13 protein-coding genes and 1 tRNA gene are annotated in these 18,307 nt (G+C 73.6%); 8 read left to right on the top strand and 6 right to left on the bottom strand.

All coding sequences use genetic code 11. The features are described 5' to 3' along the window. Positions 1–59: 59 nt before the first annotated feature. Together AC5677_RS18315 and AC5677_RS18310 are read right to left on the bottom strand one after the other, a co-directional pair. Positions 60–1,910, bottom strand: a complete 1,851-nt coding sequence (locus AC5677_RS18315) for a serine/threonine-protein kinase (RefSeq protein WP_497196081.1) — start codon at positions 1,908–1,910, stop codon at positions 60–62. 226 nt (positions 1,911–2,136) lie between these two features. Beyond that, positions 2,137–3,855 (bottom strand): protein kinase domain-containing protein, encoded by a 1,719-nt coding sequence (locus AC5677_RS18310; RefSeq protein WP_497196080.1) that lies wholly within the window; start codon positions 3,853–3,855, stop codon positions 2,137–2,139. A 547-nt stretch (positions 3,856–4,402) separates the two neighbouring features. Here AC5677_RS18310 and AC5677_RS18305 point away from each other — a divergent pair. The 4 genes from AC5677_RS18305 (at position 4,403) to AC5677_RS18290 (ending at position 8,589) form a co-directional block, all read left to right on the top strand. Next, positions 4,403–5,197, top strand: coding sequence for a VTC domain-containing protein (locus tag AC5677_RS18305; RefSeq protein WP_497196079.1), 795 nt, complete (start codon positions 4,403–4,405; stop codon positions 5,195–5,197). A 290-nt stretch (positions 5,198–5,487) separates the two neighbouring features. Further along, on the top strand, positions 5,488–6,867 hold the full coding sequence (locus AC5677_RS18300) for an aspartate aminotransferase family protein (RefSeq protein ID WP_497196078.1): 1,380 nt from the start codon (positions 5,488–5,490) through the stop codon (positions 6,865–6,867). Positions 6,868–7,090: 223 nt separating this feature from the next. After that, positions 7,091–7,768 (top strand): GntR family transcriptional regulator, encoded by a 678-nt coding sequence (locus AC5677_RS18295; protein ID WP_497196670.1) that lies wholly within the window; start codon positions 7,091–7,093, stop codon positions 7,766–7,768. A 173-nt stretch (positions 7,769–7,941) separates the two neighbouring features. Beyond that, a complete protein-coding gene (locus tag AC5677_RS18290) occupies positions 7,942–8,589 on the top strand; it encodes a putative DNA-mimic protein (protein WP_497196077.1) in 648 nt (215 codons plus the stop codon). A 61-nt stretch (positions 8,590–8,650) separates the two neighbouring features. Here the strand turns inward: AC5677_RS18290 and AC5677_RS18285 are convergent, their stop codons facing one another. Further along, positions 8,651–9,529, bottom strand: coding sequence for an SLATT domain-containing protein (locus AC5677_RS18285; RefSeq protein WP_497196076.1), 879 nt, complete (start codon positions 9,527–9,529; stop codon positions 8,651–8,653). 324 nt (positions 9,530–9,853) lie between these two features. Between AC5677_RS18285 and purD the strand changes: the two genes are divergently transcribed. The 4 genes from purD (at position 9,854) to AC5677_RS18265 (ending at position 16,118) form a co-directional block, all read left to right on the top strand. After that, entirely contained in the window at positions 9,854–11,116 is a 1,263-nt protein-coding gene (gene purD / locus AC5677_RS18280; RefSeq protein WP_497196075.1) for a phosphoribosylamine--glycine ligase, read from the top strand. 323 nt (positions 11,117–11,439) lie between these two features. Next, positions 11,440–13,278 (top strand): hypothetical protein, encoded by a 1,839-nt coding sequence (locus tag AC5677_RS18275; protein WP_497196074.1) that lies wholly within the window; start codon positions 11,440–11,442, stop codon positions 13,276–13,278. Positions 13,279–13,507: 229 nt separating this feature from the next. Further along, positions 13,508–14,986 carry a N,N-dimethylformamidase beta subunit family domain-containing protein gene (locus tag AC5677_RS18270; protein WP_497196073.1) on the top strand — a complete coding sequence of 493 codons (1,479 nt, stop codon included), beginning with the start codon at positions 13,508–13,510 and terminating at the stop codon, positions 14,984–14,986. A gap of 217 nt (positions 14,987–15,203) precedes the next feature. Beyond that, the gene (locus tag AC5677_RS18265) at positions 15,204–16,118 is read left to right on the top strand and encodes a phosphoribosylaminoimidazolesuccinocarboxamide synthase (protein WP_497196072.1); all 915 of its coding nucleotides are present in this window, start codon (positions 15,204–15,206) and stop codon (positions 16,116–16,118) included. A 114-nt stretch (positions 16,119–16,232) separates the two neighbouring features. On the opposite strand, the gene AC5677_RS18260 is transcribed toward AC5677_RS18265, so the two are convergent. From AC5677_RS18260 to AC5677_RS18250, 3 genes are all read right to left on the bottom strand, one after another. After that, positions 16,233–16,305 (bottom strand) — tRNA-Gly (locus tag AC5677_RS18260). Positions 16,306–16,339: 34 nt separating this feature from the next. Next, positions 16,340–16,957 carry a response regulator transcription factor gene (locus AC5677_RS18255; RefSeq protein WP_497196071.1) on the bottom strand — a complete coding sequence of 206 codons (618 nt, stop codon included), beginning with the start codon at positions 16,955–16,957 and terminating at the stop codon, positions 16,340–16,342. Then, complete coding sequence (locus AC5677_RS18250) at positions 16,954–18,255, bottom strand: sensor histidine kinase (RefSeq protein ID WP_497196070.1); 1,302 nt, start codon at positions 18,253–18,255, stop codon at positions 16,954–16,956. The genes AC5677_RS18255 and AC5677_RS18250 overlap by 4 nt, the downstream gene beginning before the upstream one ends. Positions 18,256–18,307 lie beyond the last annotated feature (52 nt).

The raw sequence follows: 18,307 nt of genomic DNA, 5'->3' as shown, positions 1-18,307 counted from the left end.
CGCACCGCTTCGGCGGTGGGCGGGCCCTCGTGCGTAGGCGTGGCAGGAGCCGGCAGGCCCTAGGACTCCCTGGAGTACGACCGCGGCGCCTTGTCCCCGCCCAGGAACTCCCGCTGCAACGTCCCGTCCGTGCCCAGCCGGAGAACGGAGGTGCTGCTCGGCTCGCAGCCGGGTGCGGCCTGGTCGATGACCGACGGGCCGACCGTGAGGCGGCCCCGCTCCGCCGCGTAGAGGTAGGCGTGAGCGGTGCAGCGGCCGGCCGGGCCCTCGACGACCGTGGTCAGGACCGTACTGCCCGCCGGGGCCTGCTTGACGGTCAGGTGCTGGGTCCCGGAGTCGGCGGGGTCGGGCCGCTGCCAGGTGCCGAGGAAGGCGGCCGGGACGGTCGCGGTGGCGGGGCCGGAGCGGTGGAGCGTGGCGGTGCGGCCCGCGGCCGCCCACCGCAGTGTGCCGCCGCTGCCCGGCTCCAGGGTGTGTTCGCCCAGGGCGGCGCAGCGGCCCTCCGGGATGGACCGTACGACCTTGGTGTCCAGGCGGAGGGCGGAGCGCCCGTCGTGTGCCGTGACGGCCACCAGCTTGGCGTCGCTGCGGCATTCGTAGCTCGTGCCGAGGCTGGTGCTGTTGGCGACCACCTCCCCGACCTTGCCGTTGGTGATCACGAAGCGGCGCTGCTGGCCGGTGGGGTCGCCGTCGCGCAGCACCTGACCGGACCAGGTGCCGAGGTAGCGGGCGGGGATGTCGGAAGGGGAGGACGGGGAGTCGTCCCCGTTGCCCGTGGCGCCGGTCAGCAGCGGGACGGCCACGGCCGTTGCGGCCGCCGCGACGACGGCCGTGGCGGCGAGGGGGAGCCAGCGGCGTCGCCTGGCGGCGGGGGCGCTCTCCGGGGCGGCGGGGGCGCTCTTTGGCCGGGGCTCCTCCCTGGGGGCGACCCTGGTGGTCGTCAGCGTCGGCGGATGCCCGCCCGGCGGGGTGTCGGTGTCCAGGAGGCGTACGGCGTGCCGGCCCAGGCTCGCGATCAGTTCGGCGGGCAGCCAGGGGGAGGCAGGCCCGCCGCGGGTCTCCGGACCGAGCCGGGCGGCGATCTCCTCGGGGGCGGGGCGCGCGGCCGGGTCCTTGGCCAGACAGTCGCCGATCAGTCCGCGCAGGGCGTCCGGCGCGCCGGTCAGGTCCGGGTCCTCCTGCGCGATCTTGAACATCACGGCGTGCACGCCCGATCCGGCGTTGCCGAACGGCTGCCGCCCGGTCGCCGCGTACGCCAGCACCGAGCCGACGCAGAAGACATCGCTGGCCGGGCCGATGCGATGCCCCTGCACCTGCTCGGGCGACATGAAGCTGGGCGAGCCGACGACCGTGCCCGCACGGGTCTGGGTCTGGTCGCCGACCGCATCCAGGGCGCGCGCGATGCCGAAGTCGATGACCCGGGGGCCGTCGATGGTCAGCAGCACGTTCGACGGCTTGAGGTCGCGGTGGACCAGGGCGACGCCGTGGATGTCGCGGAGGGCGGAGGCGAGGCCGTAGGCGAGGTGGCGGAGGGAGTGCTCCGGGAGCGGGCCGTACATGCCCGGCCGGCCGTACTCGACGTGCGGATGGCCGACGACCTCGCTCAGGCTCGGGCCCGCGATGTAGCCGGTGGCCACCCACGGGATCTCGGCCTCGGTATCGGCGTCGAGCACGGGCGCGGTCCAGCGGCCGCCGACCCGGCGCGCGGCCGCGACCTCGGCGCGGAAACGGTCGCGGAACTCCTCCTCGGCCGCCAGTTCGGCCTTCACCAGCTTCACGGCGACGGTCCGGCCGCCCTCGGAACGGGCGAGGTAGACCCGGCCCATCCCGCCGCTGCCGAGACGGCTGAGCAGCCGGTAGTCCCCGATCCAGTGCGGATCGTGGGCGGTCAGCCCGCGCAGGCCCTCCATCCGGGCGCCCTCCCCTGTGTCGTTCCGTGCCCCTGGCGCGTGCCGGCCGCAGGCGTCCCCTCCGTACGAGCCTAGGCCGCGCCGCGTTGCGCAACGGCCGACACGGCGTCACGAGCGGAAAACGATCGACGGACCTGGGGCGTACGTACGGGACCGACGGGCCCGGGACGTAAGGGACTTCGGAGGTCATCCGGGCGCGCGCTGCGCCGGCCCGCCGTGTGCCGCGTCAGCCCGCCTTGCGGTACGTCAGCGGCGGCTGGCCGTTGTCCATCGTGCGCCGCAGTTTGCCGCCCACCATCTCCAGGGTGCTGGGGGCTCCGGGGCTGCAGCTCGTGGTCGGCCCCGACACCATCTTGGACGGCCCGAGGCGCACCGGCGGCCCCGCCTCCTCCAGGGCGGCCTGGAACTCGCAGCGGAATGTCTCGCCGGTGGCCGTCATCGTCAGGACGGTGTCGCCCGGCCCGCCCTGCTTGAGCGTGAAGCGTTGCACCTTGCCGGTGTCGGCGCCGACCGTGGTCTCCCACGTGCCCAGATAGTTCGAGGGGATGCTCCCCTTCCCGGTCTCCTGCGCCGTGTTGCCCTTCGCGTCCGCCGGCCGTACCCCTTCGTCGTCGTTGTTCATCAGCAGGTACGCGGTGACCGCCCCGGCCGCGGCGACGGCCAGCGCGACGCCGGTGAGCAGGGCGGAGCCCCCGCGCTTGCGGCGGCGGGACGTCCGGTGCGTCCCCGAGGCGGACGGCGGCGTGGGGGAGTACCCGTACTGCCCTGGTGGGGATGCGTACGGAGCCGGGACCTGGGAAGCGGGCGGCGGGGTGGAGTGTGCGGCCGCGGGCGAGGCGCCGGTCGGCGTGGCGTACCCGCCGGGGCCCCCACCGGGGTACGGCGCGAACGGGGCGCCGGGCCCGTCCGCGGCGCCCGGGTCCGGATCGCCCTCGGGATTCTCCGCCTCCAGCAGCTCCACGGCATGCCGCCCCAGCCGGGCGATCAGCGCCCCCGGCAGCCAGGGCTCGTCCTCGTCCACATGCTCCGCCGCGGCGCCCTCCGCCATCGCCACCAGCTGTGCGGGGGTGGGGCGGTGGGCCGGGTCCTTGGCCAGGCAGGCGGTGACCAGGGGGTGCAGCCCCGGGGGCAGGGCGGAGAGTTCGGGCTCCTCCTGGGCGATGCGGTACATCACCGCGTGCACCCCGCTCTCGGCCGTGCCGAACGGCTGCCGCCCGGTGCCCGCGTACGCCAGGACCGACCCCAGGGAGAAGACGTCACAGGCCGGGCCGATCGGTTCGCCACGTACCTGCTCGGGGGCCATGAAGCCGGGCGAGCCCACCGTGGCGCCGGTGCGGGTCATGCCGTTGTCGGTCACCGCTTCCAGGGCGCGCGCGATGCCGAAGTCGATGACCCGGGGGCCGTCGATGGTGAGCAGCACGTTGGAGGGCTTGAGGTCGCGGTGGACGATGCCGGCGGCGTGGATCGCCTGCAGGGCGCGGGCCAGCCCGGCCGCCAGGATCCGTACGGTCCGCTCCGGCAGCGGGACGGGGGCACCGCCCGCCCGGCCGGAGCCGGGCGCGAGGGCGCCCATGACCACCTGCTGCAGGGAGGGCCCGGCGATATAGCCCGTGGCGACCCAGGGCGTTTTGGCCTCGGTGTCCGCGTCCAGGACGGGCGCGGTCCACTCCCCGCCGACCTGCTGCGCGGCCCGCACCTCCCGCCGGAAGCGGGCCCGGAACTCCTCCTGGTCGGCCAGTTCCCCGCGGACGAGTTTGACGGCGACGGTGCGCCCACGATCGGAGCGGGCCAGGAACACCTTGCCCATGCCGCCCTCGCCGAGCCGCCTGATCAGGCGGTAGTCACCGATGCGCTGTGGGTCCCCCGGCTGGAGGGGCGCCAGCCCTCCGGGCCGTCCCGCCTGCCCCGCACGCCCCTGCTGTCCCGCACGTCCCGGCTGTTCCACGATCCGTCGCCCTTCCCCCATATCCGCCCTGCCCGCGCCCCGCGTCCGCGGTGAGGATATCCAGGGGCCCGCAGGCAGGGAGAGGCGGAGCGGCCCCCGGCCGCGCAACCCACACCGGGGGCGCGCCGCCGGTCATCCATGTCGCCGGCCGTCCGCGGCCGTTGTCCGCCATCTTCCGTGCCGTCACCGGTCTGGACGCGGTGCACTTCGGCCAGGGTTCCGTCCGCGCCGACCTGGCCCGACGCCTCGGTGAGGCGCTGACGTGGACCGTGCAACGGGCCGACACTGTCCGGGACTTGCCGTTCGCGGAGGCCGGATTCCGCGTCCCGGAACTTTCCGCGGGTACGGAACGTAGAACGCGTACCGCTGTCCATCCCCTCGCGCAGACCCCGGCGCACCGCACGGCGCAGACCCCGCCGCAGCACACCCTGCACGAAGCCCAGCACGGAGCGCCCCGCCGAACACCGGACAACGCACTCCGAAGACCGCTCGTTCCCGCCCGTTCCCGCACGATCGCCCGTCCCCACTCCCCTTTCAAGGAGACCGTGTGATTCCCGCCGTACGAGCCATCGCCCGCGCCGCCATGGCCGCGCGCCCGGTCCCGCTCGCCGACGTCCAGGCACGGGCCGAACTCCTCGCCCGCTTCGGCAACACCTATCTCGTCCCCGTCGATGTCTTCGCCGCCTTCGCGGCCGAGCTCACCGACCGGCGGCGGCCCGGTGGGCCGTTCGCCGCGCTGTGCATCAACGGCCGCCGCTGGTTCCGCTACCGCTCCGTCCACTACGACACCCCCGACCTGCGGTCCTTCCACGACTACCAGCAGGGCCGGCGGCTGCGCTACAAGATCCGCGAGCGGCTCTACGAGGACACCGGCGAGCGGCAGTTCGAGATCAAGCTCAAGGGGCACCGGGGCGAGACGGTCAAGCACCGGCAGCCGCTGCTGCCCGGCGACACGGCCCTCGGCGAGGCCCCGCGCGGCTTCCTCGCCTCCGTGCTGGACCGCTCGTACGGCATCGCCGCCCCCACCGAACTGGGCCATTTCATCGAGACCGACTACACCCGCGCCACCCTCGTCGCCAACGGTCAGCGCATCACCTGCGATGCGGCCCTGCTCTGCCGGGACCTGGAGACCGGCCGCACGGTACGGGCCGACGGCGGACTGGTCTTCGTCGAGACCAAGACCACCGGCCAGCTCACCGAGGCGGACCGGCTGCTGCGCGGCTACGGCGTGCAGGCCGCCGAATTCACCAAATACTGCGGCGGGTTGGCGGCGCTGCGTCCGGACCTCACCGCCCATCGCCGGCAGCCGGCGGTGAGCACGGCGTTTCCGGCGGCGGCCTGACGGCGGAGGGGCGGCCGGTTTCACGTGAAACCAGCCGCCCCTTCCGCGGAACGCGGCGGGCGGTGGCCCGCCGGCCCCGCCCCGTTCCGCCGGCCCCGCCCCGCCCCGCTCCTGGAGCTTCCTCCAGACGCGGCAGACATTCCGTGTGTCCCGTAGACATTCTGTCCGTGCGGGTGGTGAGCGCCATACACAGTGTCGGTACCGGCCACCGGGCCGTGATCCTTAGGCTGAGGGCGTTCGCCGGGCCTGTCCACCGGCGGCCCGAGCGACCCCGATCCGAGGTACTGACCGTGACCACGACGCCCTCCGCCTCCCCTGCCGCCGACCCCGCCGCCGGCGCGGCAGTCAAGGCCGCCGACCGCGCGCACGTCTTCCACTCCTGGTCCGCGCAGGGCCTCATCGACCCGCTGCCGGTCGCGGGCGCCGAGGGCTCGTACTTCTGGGACTACGACGGCAACCGCTTCCTCGACTTCTCCTCCCAGCTGGTCAACACCAACATCGGCCACCAGCACCCCAAGGTCGTCGCGGCCATCCAGGAGCAGGCCGCCAAGCTGTGCACCATCGCGCCCGGTTTCGCCGTGGACGTACGGTCCGAGGCCGCCCGGCTGATCGCCGAGCGCACCCCCGGCGACCTCGACAAGATCTTCTTCACCAACGGCGGCGCGGAGGCCGTGGAGAACGCGGTCCGGATGGCCCGGCTGCACACCGGCCGCACCAAGGTGCTCTCCACCTACCGCTCGTACCACGGCGCCACCGCCGCCGCGATCAACCTGACCGGCGACCCGCGCCGCTGGCCCTCGGACACCGCCTCGGCCGGCGTCGTCCACTTCTGGGGACCGTTCCTCTACCGCTCGCCCTTCCACTCGGAGAACGAGGCGCAGGAGTGCGAGCGCGCCCTCGCGCACCTCGAGCAGACCATCGCCTTCGAGGGCCCGCAGTCCATCGCGGCGATCATCCTGGAGACCGTCCCGGGCACCGCCGGGATCATGGTCCCGCCGCCCGGCTACCTGGCCGGCGTCCGCGAGATCTGCGACCGCTACGGCATCGTCTTCATCCTCGACGAGGTCATGGCGGGCTTCGGCCGCACCGGCCGCTGGTTCGCCGCCGAGCACTTCGGCGTCACCCCTGACCTGCTGACCTTCGCCAAGGGCGTCAACTCCGGCTATGTCCCGCTGGGCGGCGTCGCGATCAGCGCCGAGATCGCCGCCACCTTCGACCAGCGTCCCTACCCCGGCGGTCTGACGTACTCCGGACACCCGCTGGCCTGCGCCTCCGCCGTCGCCACCCTCAACGCGATGGCCGAGGAGCGGATCGTGGAGAACGCCGCGGAGATCGGCGAGACGGTCATCGGCCCCGCGCTCCGCGAGATCGCCGAGCGGCACCCCTCGGTGGGCGAGGTGCGTGGCCTGGGCGTCTTCTGGGCCCTCGACCTGGTCAAGAACAAGGAGACCCGCGAGCCGCTGGTGCCGTACAACGCCTCCGGCGCCGCCAACGCCCCGATGGCCGAATTCGCCGCGGCCTGCAAGCGCGGCGGCCTGTGGCCCTTCGTCAACATGAACCGCACGCATGTCGTCCCGGCCTGCACGATCACCGAGGCCGAGGTCAAGGAGGGCCTGACCGCCCTCGACGAGGCCCTGACGGCGGCGGACGCCCACACCGACGCGGCCTGAGCACCTGGGCCGCCGGGGGTCCGTACCGGACCGCACGGGATGCGCAGCCGTCCCGTACGAACCCGCTGCGGACCCTCGCCGGACCCGCGAAGCGGCGGTCGCGCGTCCCGCCTGGAACGTATCGTCCCAGGTACGACGCGTGGCCGCGGTCTCCCTCGCCTATCGTTGGCGAGGGCCGCTTCCCACCTGCGCGGTCATGAAGTCGTCGAAGGAGACGCTCACGATGGCCGTCGGCGGAGACAGCCCAGTCATACGGCGCAGCACGTTGCGCCAGCAGATCGCCGACGCCCTGCGCGACGAGGTCCTGGCCGGCCGGCTGCCGTCCGGTCACCCCTTCACCGTCAAGGAGATCGCGGAACAGTACGGCGTCTCCGCCACCCCGGTCCGCGAGGCGCTGCTCGACCTGTGCGCCCAGGGCCTGCTCGACGTCGAACAGCACCGCGGCTTCAAGGTGCACGCCTTCACCGCCGACGACTTCGTCGCGATGGTCGAGGCCCGCACCCTGATCGTCGAGGGCATCTTCCGCAGCGGCGCCGAACGCGCGCTGCGCGCCACCCCCGCCGAGGTGCTGATCTCCATCCGCCGCCGCGCCGACGAGGCCGAGCGGGCCGCGCGAGCCGGCGACCTCGACGTCCTGATCGGCTATGACCTGCGGTTCTGGCGCGAACTCGGCGGCATCGTCGGCAATCCGTACATCAGCGACTTCCTCGACCGGGTCCGCGTCCAGACCTGGATGTTCGCGGTGCCCGTGCTGCGCGGCATGGGCGATCTCCGGGGCCGGCTCTGGCACGGCCACAGCCAGTTGGCCAAGGCCCTCGTCCAGTGCGACCTGGCCGAGGCCCAGCGGCTGATCGCCGACTACAACGAGCACGCCCTCGCCCTCGTGGGGAAGCAGGGCTGAGGCCGGGCAGCCTTCCGGCTAGTACTACTGGGAAGGCGCTGCTGGGACTACGCTGTCCCGACCATCGGCCGTAATGGGTCGTACCTGTACACCCGTACGCGTACCCGTAGCCGTACCCGTGGCATTCCCTGCGCGCCGGTGACCCGTCCCCGACCGGAAGCGAGCCCTCACTCGTGGCATGTGACCTGTGGCTGGTGCCCCTCGTAGACGTGCTGTGCCACAGCCCCGACAACCCGTTCTCCGAAGAGATCGCCGCCTACGACAAGGCCCTGACGGACGCGGGCCTGCCGCCGATCCCGGTCTTCAGCTACATGCCGGGCCTGACCGGCGATGTCGCCCCGGTCGCCGGGTTCGACTACGACGCGCTGCACTTCCTGCGCCGCGCCTATCTCCTGCGCCTGTGCGGCCTGGAGGTGACACCGGTGGACGAACTGGGCGGCGACTACGAGCAGTTGCTGGAGATGTTCGAGGCGACGGCGCAGCAGTCCCACCTGGTCTGGCACTACGACCACGCGGGCGCCTATGTCCCGGTCGACTTCCCGCATCCGCTCGCCAGTGACGCACTGCTGGAGGGCGGCGGCCCGCTGGGCTCCTCGCACGGGCTGCTGCGCGAACTCGAAGTGGTGGCGCCGTCCTTGGGCATCGATCCGGCCAATCCCCCGGCCGCGCCCGAACCGCCGGCCGGGCCCACCACGCTGGAAGAGCGGGCGGCCGTCCCGCTGGACGACGGGCCGTTCGCCAGGGAGCGGCATGTGTGGCTCGGGCTGCACGCGGCCGCGACCAGGAGCCTGGGGCAGGGCTCGATGATCGTCTTCAGCTGACGCATTCCCTGGCACCCCTGGCACCCCTGGTTCACCGGGGGTGCCAGGGGGCGCCCCGCCGTCAGCGCCCCTGCTCCGGCGGCCGCTGCCGCGGCATGTTCGGCCGGGTGCCCGGCGGCAGCATGAACCGCGTCGGCGGCTCCAGGGCCTCCTGCCGCGGCGCCGCCCACGGCGCCGGCGCCCGCGTCGCCGACGGCGCGGGCCCGGCCCGGAACTCCGCCATCCAGTCCGCCGTTTCGGCCCGTACGAGCTCCCCGAGGTCCTCGTTGAACCTCCGCAGCACCCCCAGGCAGCGCTCCGCCGCCTCGCTCGCCGTGCCCTCGGTCGGCCCGAGCACCTCGCGCACGCTCTCCGACGCCCAGTCGAACTGCAGCGCCTCCAGCCGGCGGTGAATCGCCTGGGCGGTCGCAAGATCCCGCATCCAGCCGGCCGTCACCCCGAAATACCGGTCGCAGCCCACGCACACCGCCGCGAACAGCAGCGACAGATAGCCCCAGGGCGCCCCGCCGTCACAGGCGCCGGTGAAGTCCAGCAGCGGCAGCAGCCCGCCCACCGTCACCCCGGCCGCGGCACCCAGCCGCAGCGCCCGCGCGCCGCGGCGCTTGGCCTGCCGGTCGTGCAGATACCAGTCGGCGGCGCGCAGCGCGCCCGCCTCGGTCCAGAGATAGAGCGCGTCCAGACGGTCGGCCGGCTCCCCCCAGTCGCCCAGCGGGAACAGCCGCCCGGCAAGGTCCTCGCGCCCGCGGATCCGGTCGCCGGGCTCCTGGCCGTAACCGGCCTGCGGGTCGTCCCGGTCCCGGTCCCGGCCCCGTTCCCGGAAACGGCTGCGGTGCCGGTCCCGGTCGCGATACCGGTCCCAGCGCCCTTCGCGGCCGTGTCCCCGCCTCTGCCCGCCCTCCCTCCGGGGAAGCCCCTCGGGCTGCATCTCCGGCTGACTCACCCGTGCTCCCTCTATACGGCTCCGTGCGGTGCGCGCGACGGGGGTCCCTCCCATGCCTTTCGGGCCATGGGGGAGTACGGGACGGCCGTTGCGCGCAGCCCCCATTCCTACCGCCGAACGGTTGGCGTCCTTCGCAAGATCGCCTGATTTCCGCCCAGAAGTGGTGGTGGATCCGGTATAAGGCGACCGGGTGCCTCACCCGAAAGAGTTGTCCGGGAGAGTTGCCCCGGTGACGGCGGGCGGTTTCCGGCCGGTGCGTGGTGCTTGTGCGATCGGGGTACGGCCGACGTCCGGCCTTCTGGTGCGTTCGTCTAGGCTGCCTCCGTGAAGGTCCTCGTCATCGGCGGCGGCGCCCGCGAACACGCCCTGTGCCGCTCTCTGTCCCTCGACCCCGACGTCACCGCGCTGCACTGCGCTCCCGGCAACGCCGGAATCGCCGAGGTGGCCGAATTGCACGGGGTCAACGCCCTCGACGGCGCTGCCGTCGCCGAACTCGCCGTCGGCCTGGCGGCCGACCTGGTCGTCGTCGGCCCCGAGGCCCCCCTGGTGGCGGGCGTCGCGGACGCCGTACGCGACCGCGGCATCCCGGTCTTCGGCCCCTCGGCCGAGGCCGCCCAGCTGGAGGGCTCCAAGGCCTTCGCCAAGGACGTGATGGCCGCCGCGGCCGTCCCCACCGCCCGCAGCTACGTCTGCGCCACGCCGGAGGAGATCGACGAGGCCCTGGACGCCTTCGGGGCGCCGTACGTCGTCAAGGACGACGGCCTGGCGGCGGGCAAGGGCGTCGTCGTCACCGAGGACGTCGAGGCCGCCCGCGCGCACGCCCTGGCCTGTGACCGGGTCGTCATCGAGGAGTTCCTGGACGGCCCCGAGGTCTCCCTCTTCGCGGTCACCGACGGCGAGACGGTCGTCCCGCTCCAGCCCGCCCAGGACTTCAAGCGCGCCTACGACGGCGACCAGGGCCCGAACACCGGCGGCATGGGTGCGTACAGCCCGCTGCCCTGGGCCGACCCGAAGCTGGTCGACGAGGTCATGGCCACCGTGCTGCAGCCCACCGTCGACGAGCTGCGCCGCCGCGGCACCCCGTTCTCCGGGCTGCTCTACGCGGGCCTGGCGATCACCTCGCGCGGTGTCCGGGTGATCGAGTTCAACGCGCGCTTCGGCGACCCGGAGACCCAGGTCGTCCTCGCCCGCCTCAAGACCCCGCTCGCCGGTCTGCTGCACGCCGCCGCCACCGGCACCCTCGCCGCCCTCCCGCAGCTGCGCTGGAGCGACGGCGCGGCGGTCACGGTCGTCATCGCCTCGCACAACTACCCCGACACCCCGCGCACCGGCGACCCGATCTCGGGCCTGGCCGATGTCGCGGAGGAGGATGCCCCCACGGCGTATGTGCTGCACGCGGGCACCCGGCGCGACGAATCCGGCGCGGTGCTCAGCGCGGGCGGCCGGGTGCTGTCCGTCACCGCCACCGGGACCGACCTCACCACCGCCCGGCAGCGCGCCTACCGCGCGGTCGGCCGGATCTCCCTGGACGGCTCCCAGCACCGTACGGACATCGCCGCCAAGGTGGCCGGAGACGCCGTTTCGTAAGCCTGGTACGCCTGGTTCCCGGCTTTACCCAAAGCCATTCCATCGAGTGACGACGCCTGGGATCCGCTGACGGAACCCCCACCCCCAACTAGGGTGCCGCGCAAGCGTCCTGCGACAGCCGCGCCGGAAAACGGCGCGGCTGCCGCGGCGGCGTCCGGCAAGTGGCTCACCGGCATTGCGATGTCAGTGGCGGGTGCCACAGTGGTGGGGGAGCGAGCTCGGCGCAATGAGCCCGCCCGCCCCGCATTACGCGCAGTTCTCGTCAGTCCGTCCCGTGTTCTCTCCGTCCGGTTCCTTCAGGACAGCAGGGGGTGTACAGGCTCGTGGCAAGTCCGGAAACAGGCGTCCTGGCGGCGCGCGCCCGCGCCCTCGCCGTGCTGCGGATCCGCAGCTCAGCGACGGCCGTGGCGCTGCTGCCCGCGGCGGTTGCGGTGGTGCTGTTCGCCGGCCGCGCGACCGGCCATCTCGGCGCGGGCGGCGGCTGGGACACCGCACGCTGGGCCGTGAGCGGCCTCGCGGCGCTGGTGCTGCTCCTTGCGGTGCTGGTCGCCGCCGTGATCGTCCGCGCCAGACCCGCGCTCAGCCCCTCCGTGCCGCTCTCCGAGAAGTCGGCACCCGACCTCTACCGTCTGGTACGCGACCTCGCCGAGCGGCTCGAGGTCCCGGCGCCGTCCGCGATAGCGCTCACCCCCGACTGCGACAGCTGGCTGGAGGACCGTACGCACCGCGCCCACGGCCCGCCCCGCGCCACCGAGGACCGCCGGACGCCCCAGGCGCCGGTCCTGGTGATCGGCTCGCCGTTCCTGTGGTGGATGCGGGTCGCCGAGCTGCGCGCCCTGCTCGCCCCGGTCGTGGCCGGCACGGGACCGTCGGCGAATCCGGACATAGCCGCCGCCCGCCGCTTCATCCGGGGCCTGGACGCCGCGGTCGCGGTCTCGGCCCGCGCCACGGGCCCGCTGCGCGGCCTGCCGCTCCGGTTCGCCGGCCGGGTGGCGCGGCTGCTGCTGCGTGCCTGCCGCGACCACGCCACGATCATGGAGCGCGGGGTCGCCGCGGCCGCCTCGGAGCGGGCCCAGGGCGTCGACTACGGCCTGCGGATCGTCGCCCAGGAGCAGGTCGGGCTGGCCTACGCCGGCTGGGACCGGCTGCTGACCCGGGTCGCGCTGCCCGCCTGGCGGATGGGCCGCTGGCCCTCCAGGCTGGACGCCGGCGTGGTCTCCGCGCTCACCGAGCTCTCCCGCCGCGACCGCCTGGCCGAGGGCTTCGCCTCCCGGCTCGGTGAACGGCCCGCCTGCGACCTCCTCGAGGAGCCCGGCGCCATCGACAGCGCCGCCTCCCTGCTGGCTGCCCGGCTCTTCCACGGCGGCCCGGCCGAGCCCGGCCCCGACTGGTCCCCGGTGGGCTGGAACCAGTACCCGGAGGAGGTCGTGGACCGCAAATGGCGCCTGGAGGCCGCCCGCCTCCACCGCGTCCTCGACGACCTCCCGGCCACGGACCTCCCGGCGGCGGGCCAGGGAGCGGGCCAGGCGGCCGGTACGGCGACGCCGGCCGGTACGCCCGCCGCGGCGGGCACACCCCGCTCGTACGCCCGCACCCCGGCCCGCACGGCAGCCGGCCACCGCCTCCCCGCCCGCCCGGCCACCGATCACGCCCCACCCGGCCTCGCCGCCCCCGACGGCCTGTCGCCCGCCGCGACGGGCCCCACCCTCGCCCGGGTCATCGACCGGCTGGCCCGCGACGCCCGCGCGGGTGATCTGCTCGCCGCCCGGCTCGGCGCGGAGGTCGCCCGCGAGGAGCGCGAGGAAGCGGCCCGCCAGGCCGCCCGCGGCACCGTCGCGCAGGACGCCGCCGCGGGCGTGGCCTGGGGCGACGGCCTGGCCGAGGGCGGCCTCCCGCTCTTCCCGCTCCAGCCGCCCCGTACGGGCCGTGAGCTGCTCGCCGACCACGTCACCGCCATGGTGTGCTGTGCGGCCGTCGACACCGCGGGCGCCGCCCCGGGCCTGGACTGGCTGGACGGCCCGGCCCTGCTGGTCGACGGCGCCCGCCGCGCCGACCTCGGTCTCCCGGTGCTCAGCCTGGTGGACGACGGCGACGCCGAACCGCTCCGCGGCTGGCTGACGACGATCGGCGTCCGCCCGGAAAAGCCGGTCCGGCTGGTGTGAGCCGGGGCCCCGACCCCGGCCACACCGGCTGAATGTTCCCCTCCAGCTCGTGTTTCGGGCCAAGGGCCCCTAAATTCACGACGAAGGGTGACGGAGTGGGTGCGTAATGTGATGTGCTGGGACATGGAGCCGCATTCGTGCGGCGGGGACATAACGCAACCCGTCGTACCGAATCGGCCGGTGTCGGCCGCGACCAATGGGGGACGCGGACGCGGGAGGGGAGCGGAAGGTGGGCACGGAACAGATCAGGCGCTGGGAGTCGGGCGCGCTCGCCCACGCGGTCACGGACCCGTTCGGACAGGGCCCGCTGCCCTGGCTGCGCGGCAGCGAGAACTACTTCGACTCGGGCCGGGTGGTGCCCTGGTACGTGGATCCCGCCGTCGCCCAGGGCGATCTGCGGGTCCCGGCGCCACGCAAACACAACGGCCCGCGCACCGCCGATGACGTCCGCCGCCAGATCAAGGGCTTCGCCAGCACCGGCGCGGTGGCTCCCGGTGAGGCCATCGACTTCCGCGTTTCGGTCGATCCGCCGCAGCCGTTCAGCATCGACGTCTACCGCATCGGCCATTACGCGGGGGCCGGCGCCTCCAAGATCACTACCAGTCCGCGGCTGGCCGGCATCGTCCAGCCCGCCCCGCTGACGGTCGACCGCACCATCTCCTGCCACCACTGGTGGCTCTCCTGGCGCCTCCAGGTGCCCGCCTACTGGCAGCTCGGCGCCTACGTCGCCGTCCTGACCACCGCCGACGGCTACCGCTCCCACATCCCCTTCACGGTCCGCGACGACCAGCCCGCCGACCTGCTCCTGCTGCTGCCCGACATCACCTGGCAGGCCTACAACCTCTACCCGGAGGACGGCCACACGGGCGCCAGCCTCTACCACGCCTGGGACGAAAAGGGCGCCCTCCTCGGCGAGCAGGACGCCGCCACCACCGTCTCCTTCGACCGCCCCTACGCCGGCGCCGGACTGCCCCTCCACGTCGGCCACGCCTACGACTTCATCCGCTGGGCCGAGCGCTACGGCTACGACCTCGCCTACGCCGACGCCCGCGATCTGCACGCCGGCCGCGTCGACCCGTCCCGCTACCGCGGCCTGGTCTTCCCCGGCCACGACGAATACTGGTCGGTGCCCATGCGCCGCACCGCCGAGCGCGCCCGCGACACCGGCACGTCCCTGGTCTTCCTCTCCGCCAACACCATGTACTGGCAGGTCGAGCTCTCCCCGTCCCCCTCGGGCCCGGACTCCCTCCTCAACTGCCGCAAACGCCAGGGCCCCGGCCGCCCCGCCCTCTGGCGCGAGAACGGCGACCCCGAGCAGCGCCTGATGGGGATCCAGTACGCGGGCCGGGTACCCGAACCGGCCCCCCTCGTCGTCCGCAACGGTGACCACTGGCTCTGGGAGGCCACCGGCGCCCACGAGGGCGACGAACTCCCCGGCCTGGTGGCCGGCGAGGCCGACCGCTACTTCCCGCGCACCAGCCTCCCCGACCACACCCGCCGCATCCTGCTCGCCCACTCCCCGTACCGCGACGGCGACGGCGCCATGCGCCATCAGGAGACCTCCCTCTACCGCGCCCCCAGCGGCGCCCTGGTCTTCTCCTCGGGCACCTTCGCCTGGTCCCCGGCCCTGGACCGCCCCGGCCATATCGACCCCCGCATCCAGCGCGCCACGGCCAACCTCCTGGACCGCATCTGCAAGCGTGACTGAGGAGCTACCGACGGGCCGCCGTGCGCAGGGACCGGCGGCGGGCATGTCTCCGTACCCCTGGGGCCGCGCCGCCTCCCTCACCGCGGTCGCCCTTCGCGCAGCGCAAGGCGGGGCCCTCCGGTGTTCCGCCCCTCCGCCCGCCGACCCTGCGGCGAAGATCCGCTTCCGGATACGCGAGAATCGGACCGACTCCTGGATCAACCTACGCGGAGGCAGCGTGTCCGGTTTCGTAGAAAAGCCCGAGCCCGTGCAGGTCCCGGGTCTCACCCACCTGCACACCGGCAAGGTGCGCGACCTCTACCAGAACGCCGACGGCCAACTGATCATGGTCGCCAGCGACCGGCAGTCCGCGTACGACTGGGTGCTGCCCACCGACATCCCGGACAAGGGCCGCGTCCTCACCAAGCTGTCCCTGTGGTGGTTCGACCAGCTCGCCGACCTGGCGCCCCATCACGTCCTCTCCACCGACGTCCCGGCCGGCGCCCCGGCCGACTGGGCCGGCCGCACCCTCGTGTGCACCTCGCTGGCCATGGTCCCGGTCGAATGCGTGGCCCGCGGCTACCTCACCGGCTCCGGCCTCGCCGAATACCGGCAGTCCCGTACGGTCTGCGGCCTCGCGCTGCCCGAAGGCCTGGTCGACGGGTCCGAACTGCCCGCGCCGATCTTCACCCCGGCCACCAAGGCCGCCGTCGGCGACCACGACGAGAACGTCTCCTACGAAGAGGTCGCCCGCCAGGTCGGCGCCGACGTCGCCGCCGAGCTGCGCCACACCACCCTCGCCATCTACGGCCGGGCCCGCGACATCGCCCGCGAGCGCGGCATCATCCTGGCCGACACCAAGTTCGAGTTCGGTTACGACGAGCGCCCCGGGGGCGAGAAGGTGCTGACCCTCGCCGACGAGGTCCTCACCCCCGACTCCTCCCGCTTCTGGCCGGCCGACGAGTGGCAGCCCGGCCGCGCCCAGCCCTCCTTCGACAAGCAGTTCGTCCGCGACTGGCTGACCTCCCCGGCCGCCGCCTGGGACCGTACGGGCGAGCAGCCGCCGCCGGCCCTCCCGCAGGAGGTCGTCGACCGCACCCGCGCCAAGTACATCGAGGCCTACGAGCGCCTGACCGGACTGAGCTGGTCCTGACCGGACCCCGGTCCCGGCCCTCTCCCTCCGCGGCTCTCGGGGGCAGAGGGCCGGGCACACGTAAAGGCCCCGGTCGACAAGGATGCCGACCGGGGCCTTTACGTTCTTCCTCTGAGCGGACGACGAGGCTCGAACTCGCGACCTCAACCTTGGCAAGGTTGCGCTCTACCAACTGAGCTACGTCCGCCTGCCCGCCGCCGAAGCGTGCGGTGCGGGGTCCACTATAGCCAACCCCGCTCGCGTGCGATGCGCGCCGCCGCATGGCGATTCTCCGCGCCCAGCTTCGCGGTGGCCGACGAGAGATAGTTGCGCACCGTCCCCTGGGACAGCGCGGCCCGCTCCGCGATCTCCGCGACCGGCGCCCCGGCCGCGGCGAATTCCAGCACCTCCGCCTCCCGGACCGTCAGCGGCGAGTCCCCGGCGCTTATCGCATCCGCCGCCAACTCCGGGTCGACATAACGGCTTCCGGCCTGCACGGTACGGATGATCTCCGCCAGCCGCTGCGCCGAGACCGTCTTCGGTACGAACCCCCGCACCCCGGCCTCCAGCGCCCGCTTCAGATGCCCCGGCCGCCCATGACTCGTCACGATCATGGTTCGGCACTCCGGCACGTGCTCCCGCAAAGATGTGGCCACCGCCACACCGTCCGCCCCCGGCATCTGCAGATCCAGCACCGCCACGTCCGGCCGGTGCGCCCGCCCCATCGCACGGGCCTCCGGTCCCGACGCGGCCTCCGCCACCACCAGCAGATCGTCCTCCAGCGACAGCAGCGCCGCCAACGCCCCCCGGATCAGATGCTCGTCATCCGCCAGCAGCACCCGAATCACCCGGTCAGTCATCCGTCACTCACCCCGCCCCCTGCCCCGTCACCCACACCCACAAGGTCACCTTCGCCCGCCCCCACCGGCAGCTCGACCGTCAGCCGATAGCAGCCATCGAGCCCCGGCCCGGCCGCCAGCGTCCCGCCCAGGGGTTCGAGCCGCTCCCGCAGCCCCTTGAGCCCACTGCCGGGCGAGGCCTGGAACGCGGCCCCCGCCGACGGCGCGACGCCGTCGTTCTCCACCGTCATCACCAGTACGGAGCGCTGCGCATCGATACGGGTCCGCAGCGTGCAGCGACGGACGTCGAGGGCATGCCGCAGCACATTCGTGGTGCCCTCGCGGACGACCCAGCCGAGCGCCGACTGCGCCGCCGCCGACAGCTGCGTGCCCTCCTCACCCTCTATGCGGCAGTCCACCCCGGCCGCGAGCAATATCGAGCGCGCCCCGGCCAACTCCGCCTGCAGATCGGCCTTCCGGTATCCCCGCACCACCTCCCGCACCTCCCGCTGGGACTCCTGCGCCATCCGCTGGACCTCCACCATCTGGTCGACCGCCTCCGGCCGATCCCGCCGGGCCAGCTGGACCGCCAGCTCGCTCTTCAGGGCGATCACCGCCAGATTCCGGCCCATCACGTCATGCAGATCCCGGCCGAACCTCAGGCGCTCCTCGGCAACCGCGAGGCGCGCCTGGGCGCTGCGCGCCTTGTCCAGCTCCCAGAACATGGAGAGCAGCCACCCCGTCGGCCGCGCTATCACGAAGCTCCAGGCACCGGCGAACAGCAGGATGAACGCGAACCCCAGCCCGCCTCCCCAGTCCCGCGTCCACAGCCCCGCGAGCACCGTGAGCAGCACGCCCCCGCCGACGAGTGATGCCAGATATTTCCGCTTCGACATCACCAGGCTGCAGGCCAGGCAGAACAGCGCGGCAATTCCGGTGGCCGCCAGCATCATGGTGGCCAGATCGTTGATGGCCCACCCTCTCCTGACCGCTATGACGGCGAACACGGAAACCTCGTCGAGGACGGTCAGCACGCCGGAGACGACCAGCAGCCGCAGCGGTGTCGGCCCCCGCTTGAGATAGCACTGCAACGCACGGTCCAGCAGCCTGATCATCAGGAGCCCCTGCACCACGGTCAGCCCCAGCGCGGTGCCGGCCAGCAACAGGGGCAGCGGCTCGCCGCCTGCCTGGCCGAGGACCGGCGCCACGGCCGCGACCACCGCCAGCCAGGGGATGAGATACAGCGACCAGCGGAAGTAGAAGTCGACCTGGGACAACCGCGTCCGCGCCTGCCACTTCGCCCGCACACGTCCGATCACGCGCCCCGCCCCCGTCGTCCCGATCGCCCTACGCCCGCTCGTCCCCGTACGC

The organism is Streptomyces sp. JLSY215 (genome assembly GCF_059682825.1).
The sequence above is the reverse complement of the archived record's forward strand: the minus strand, read 5'-3'. Positions and strand labels throughout refer to the sequence as shown.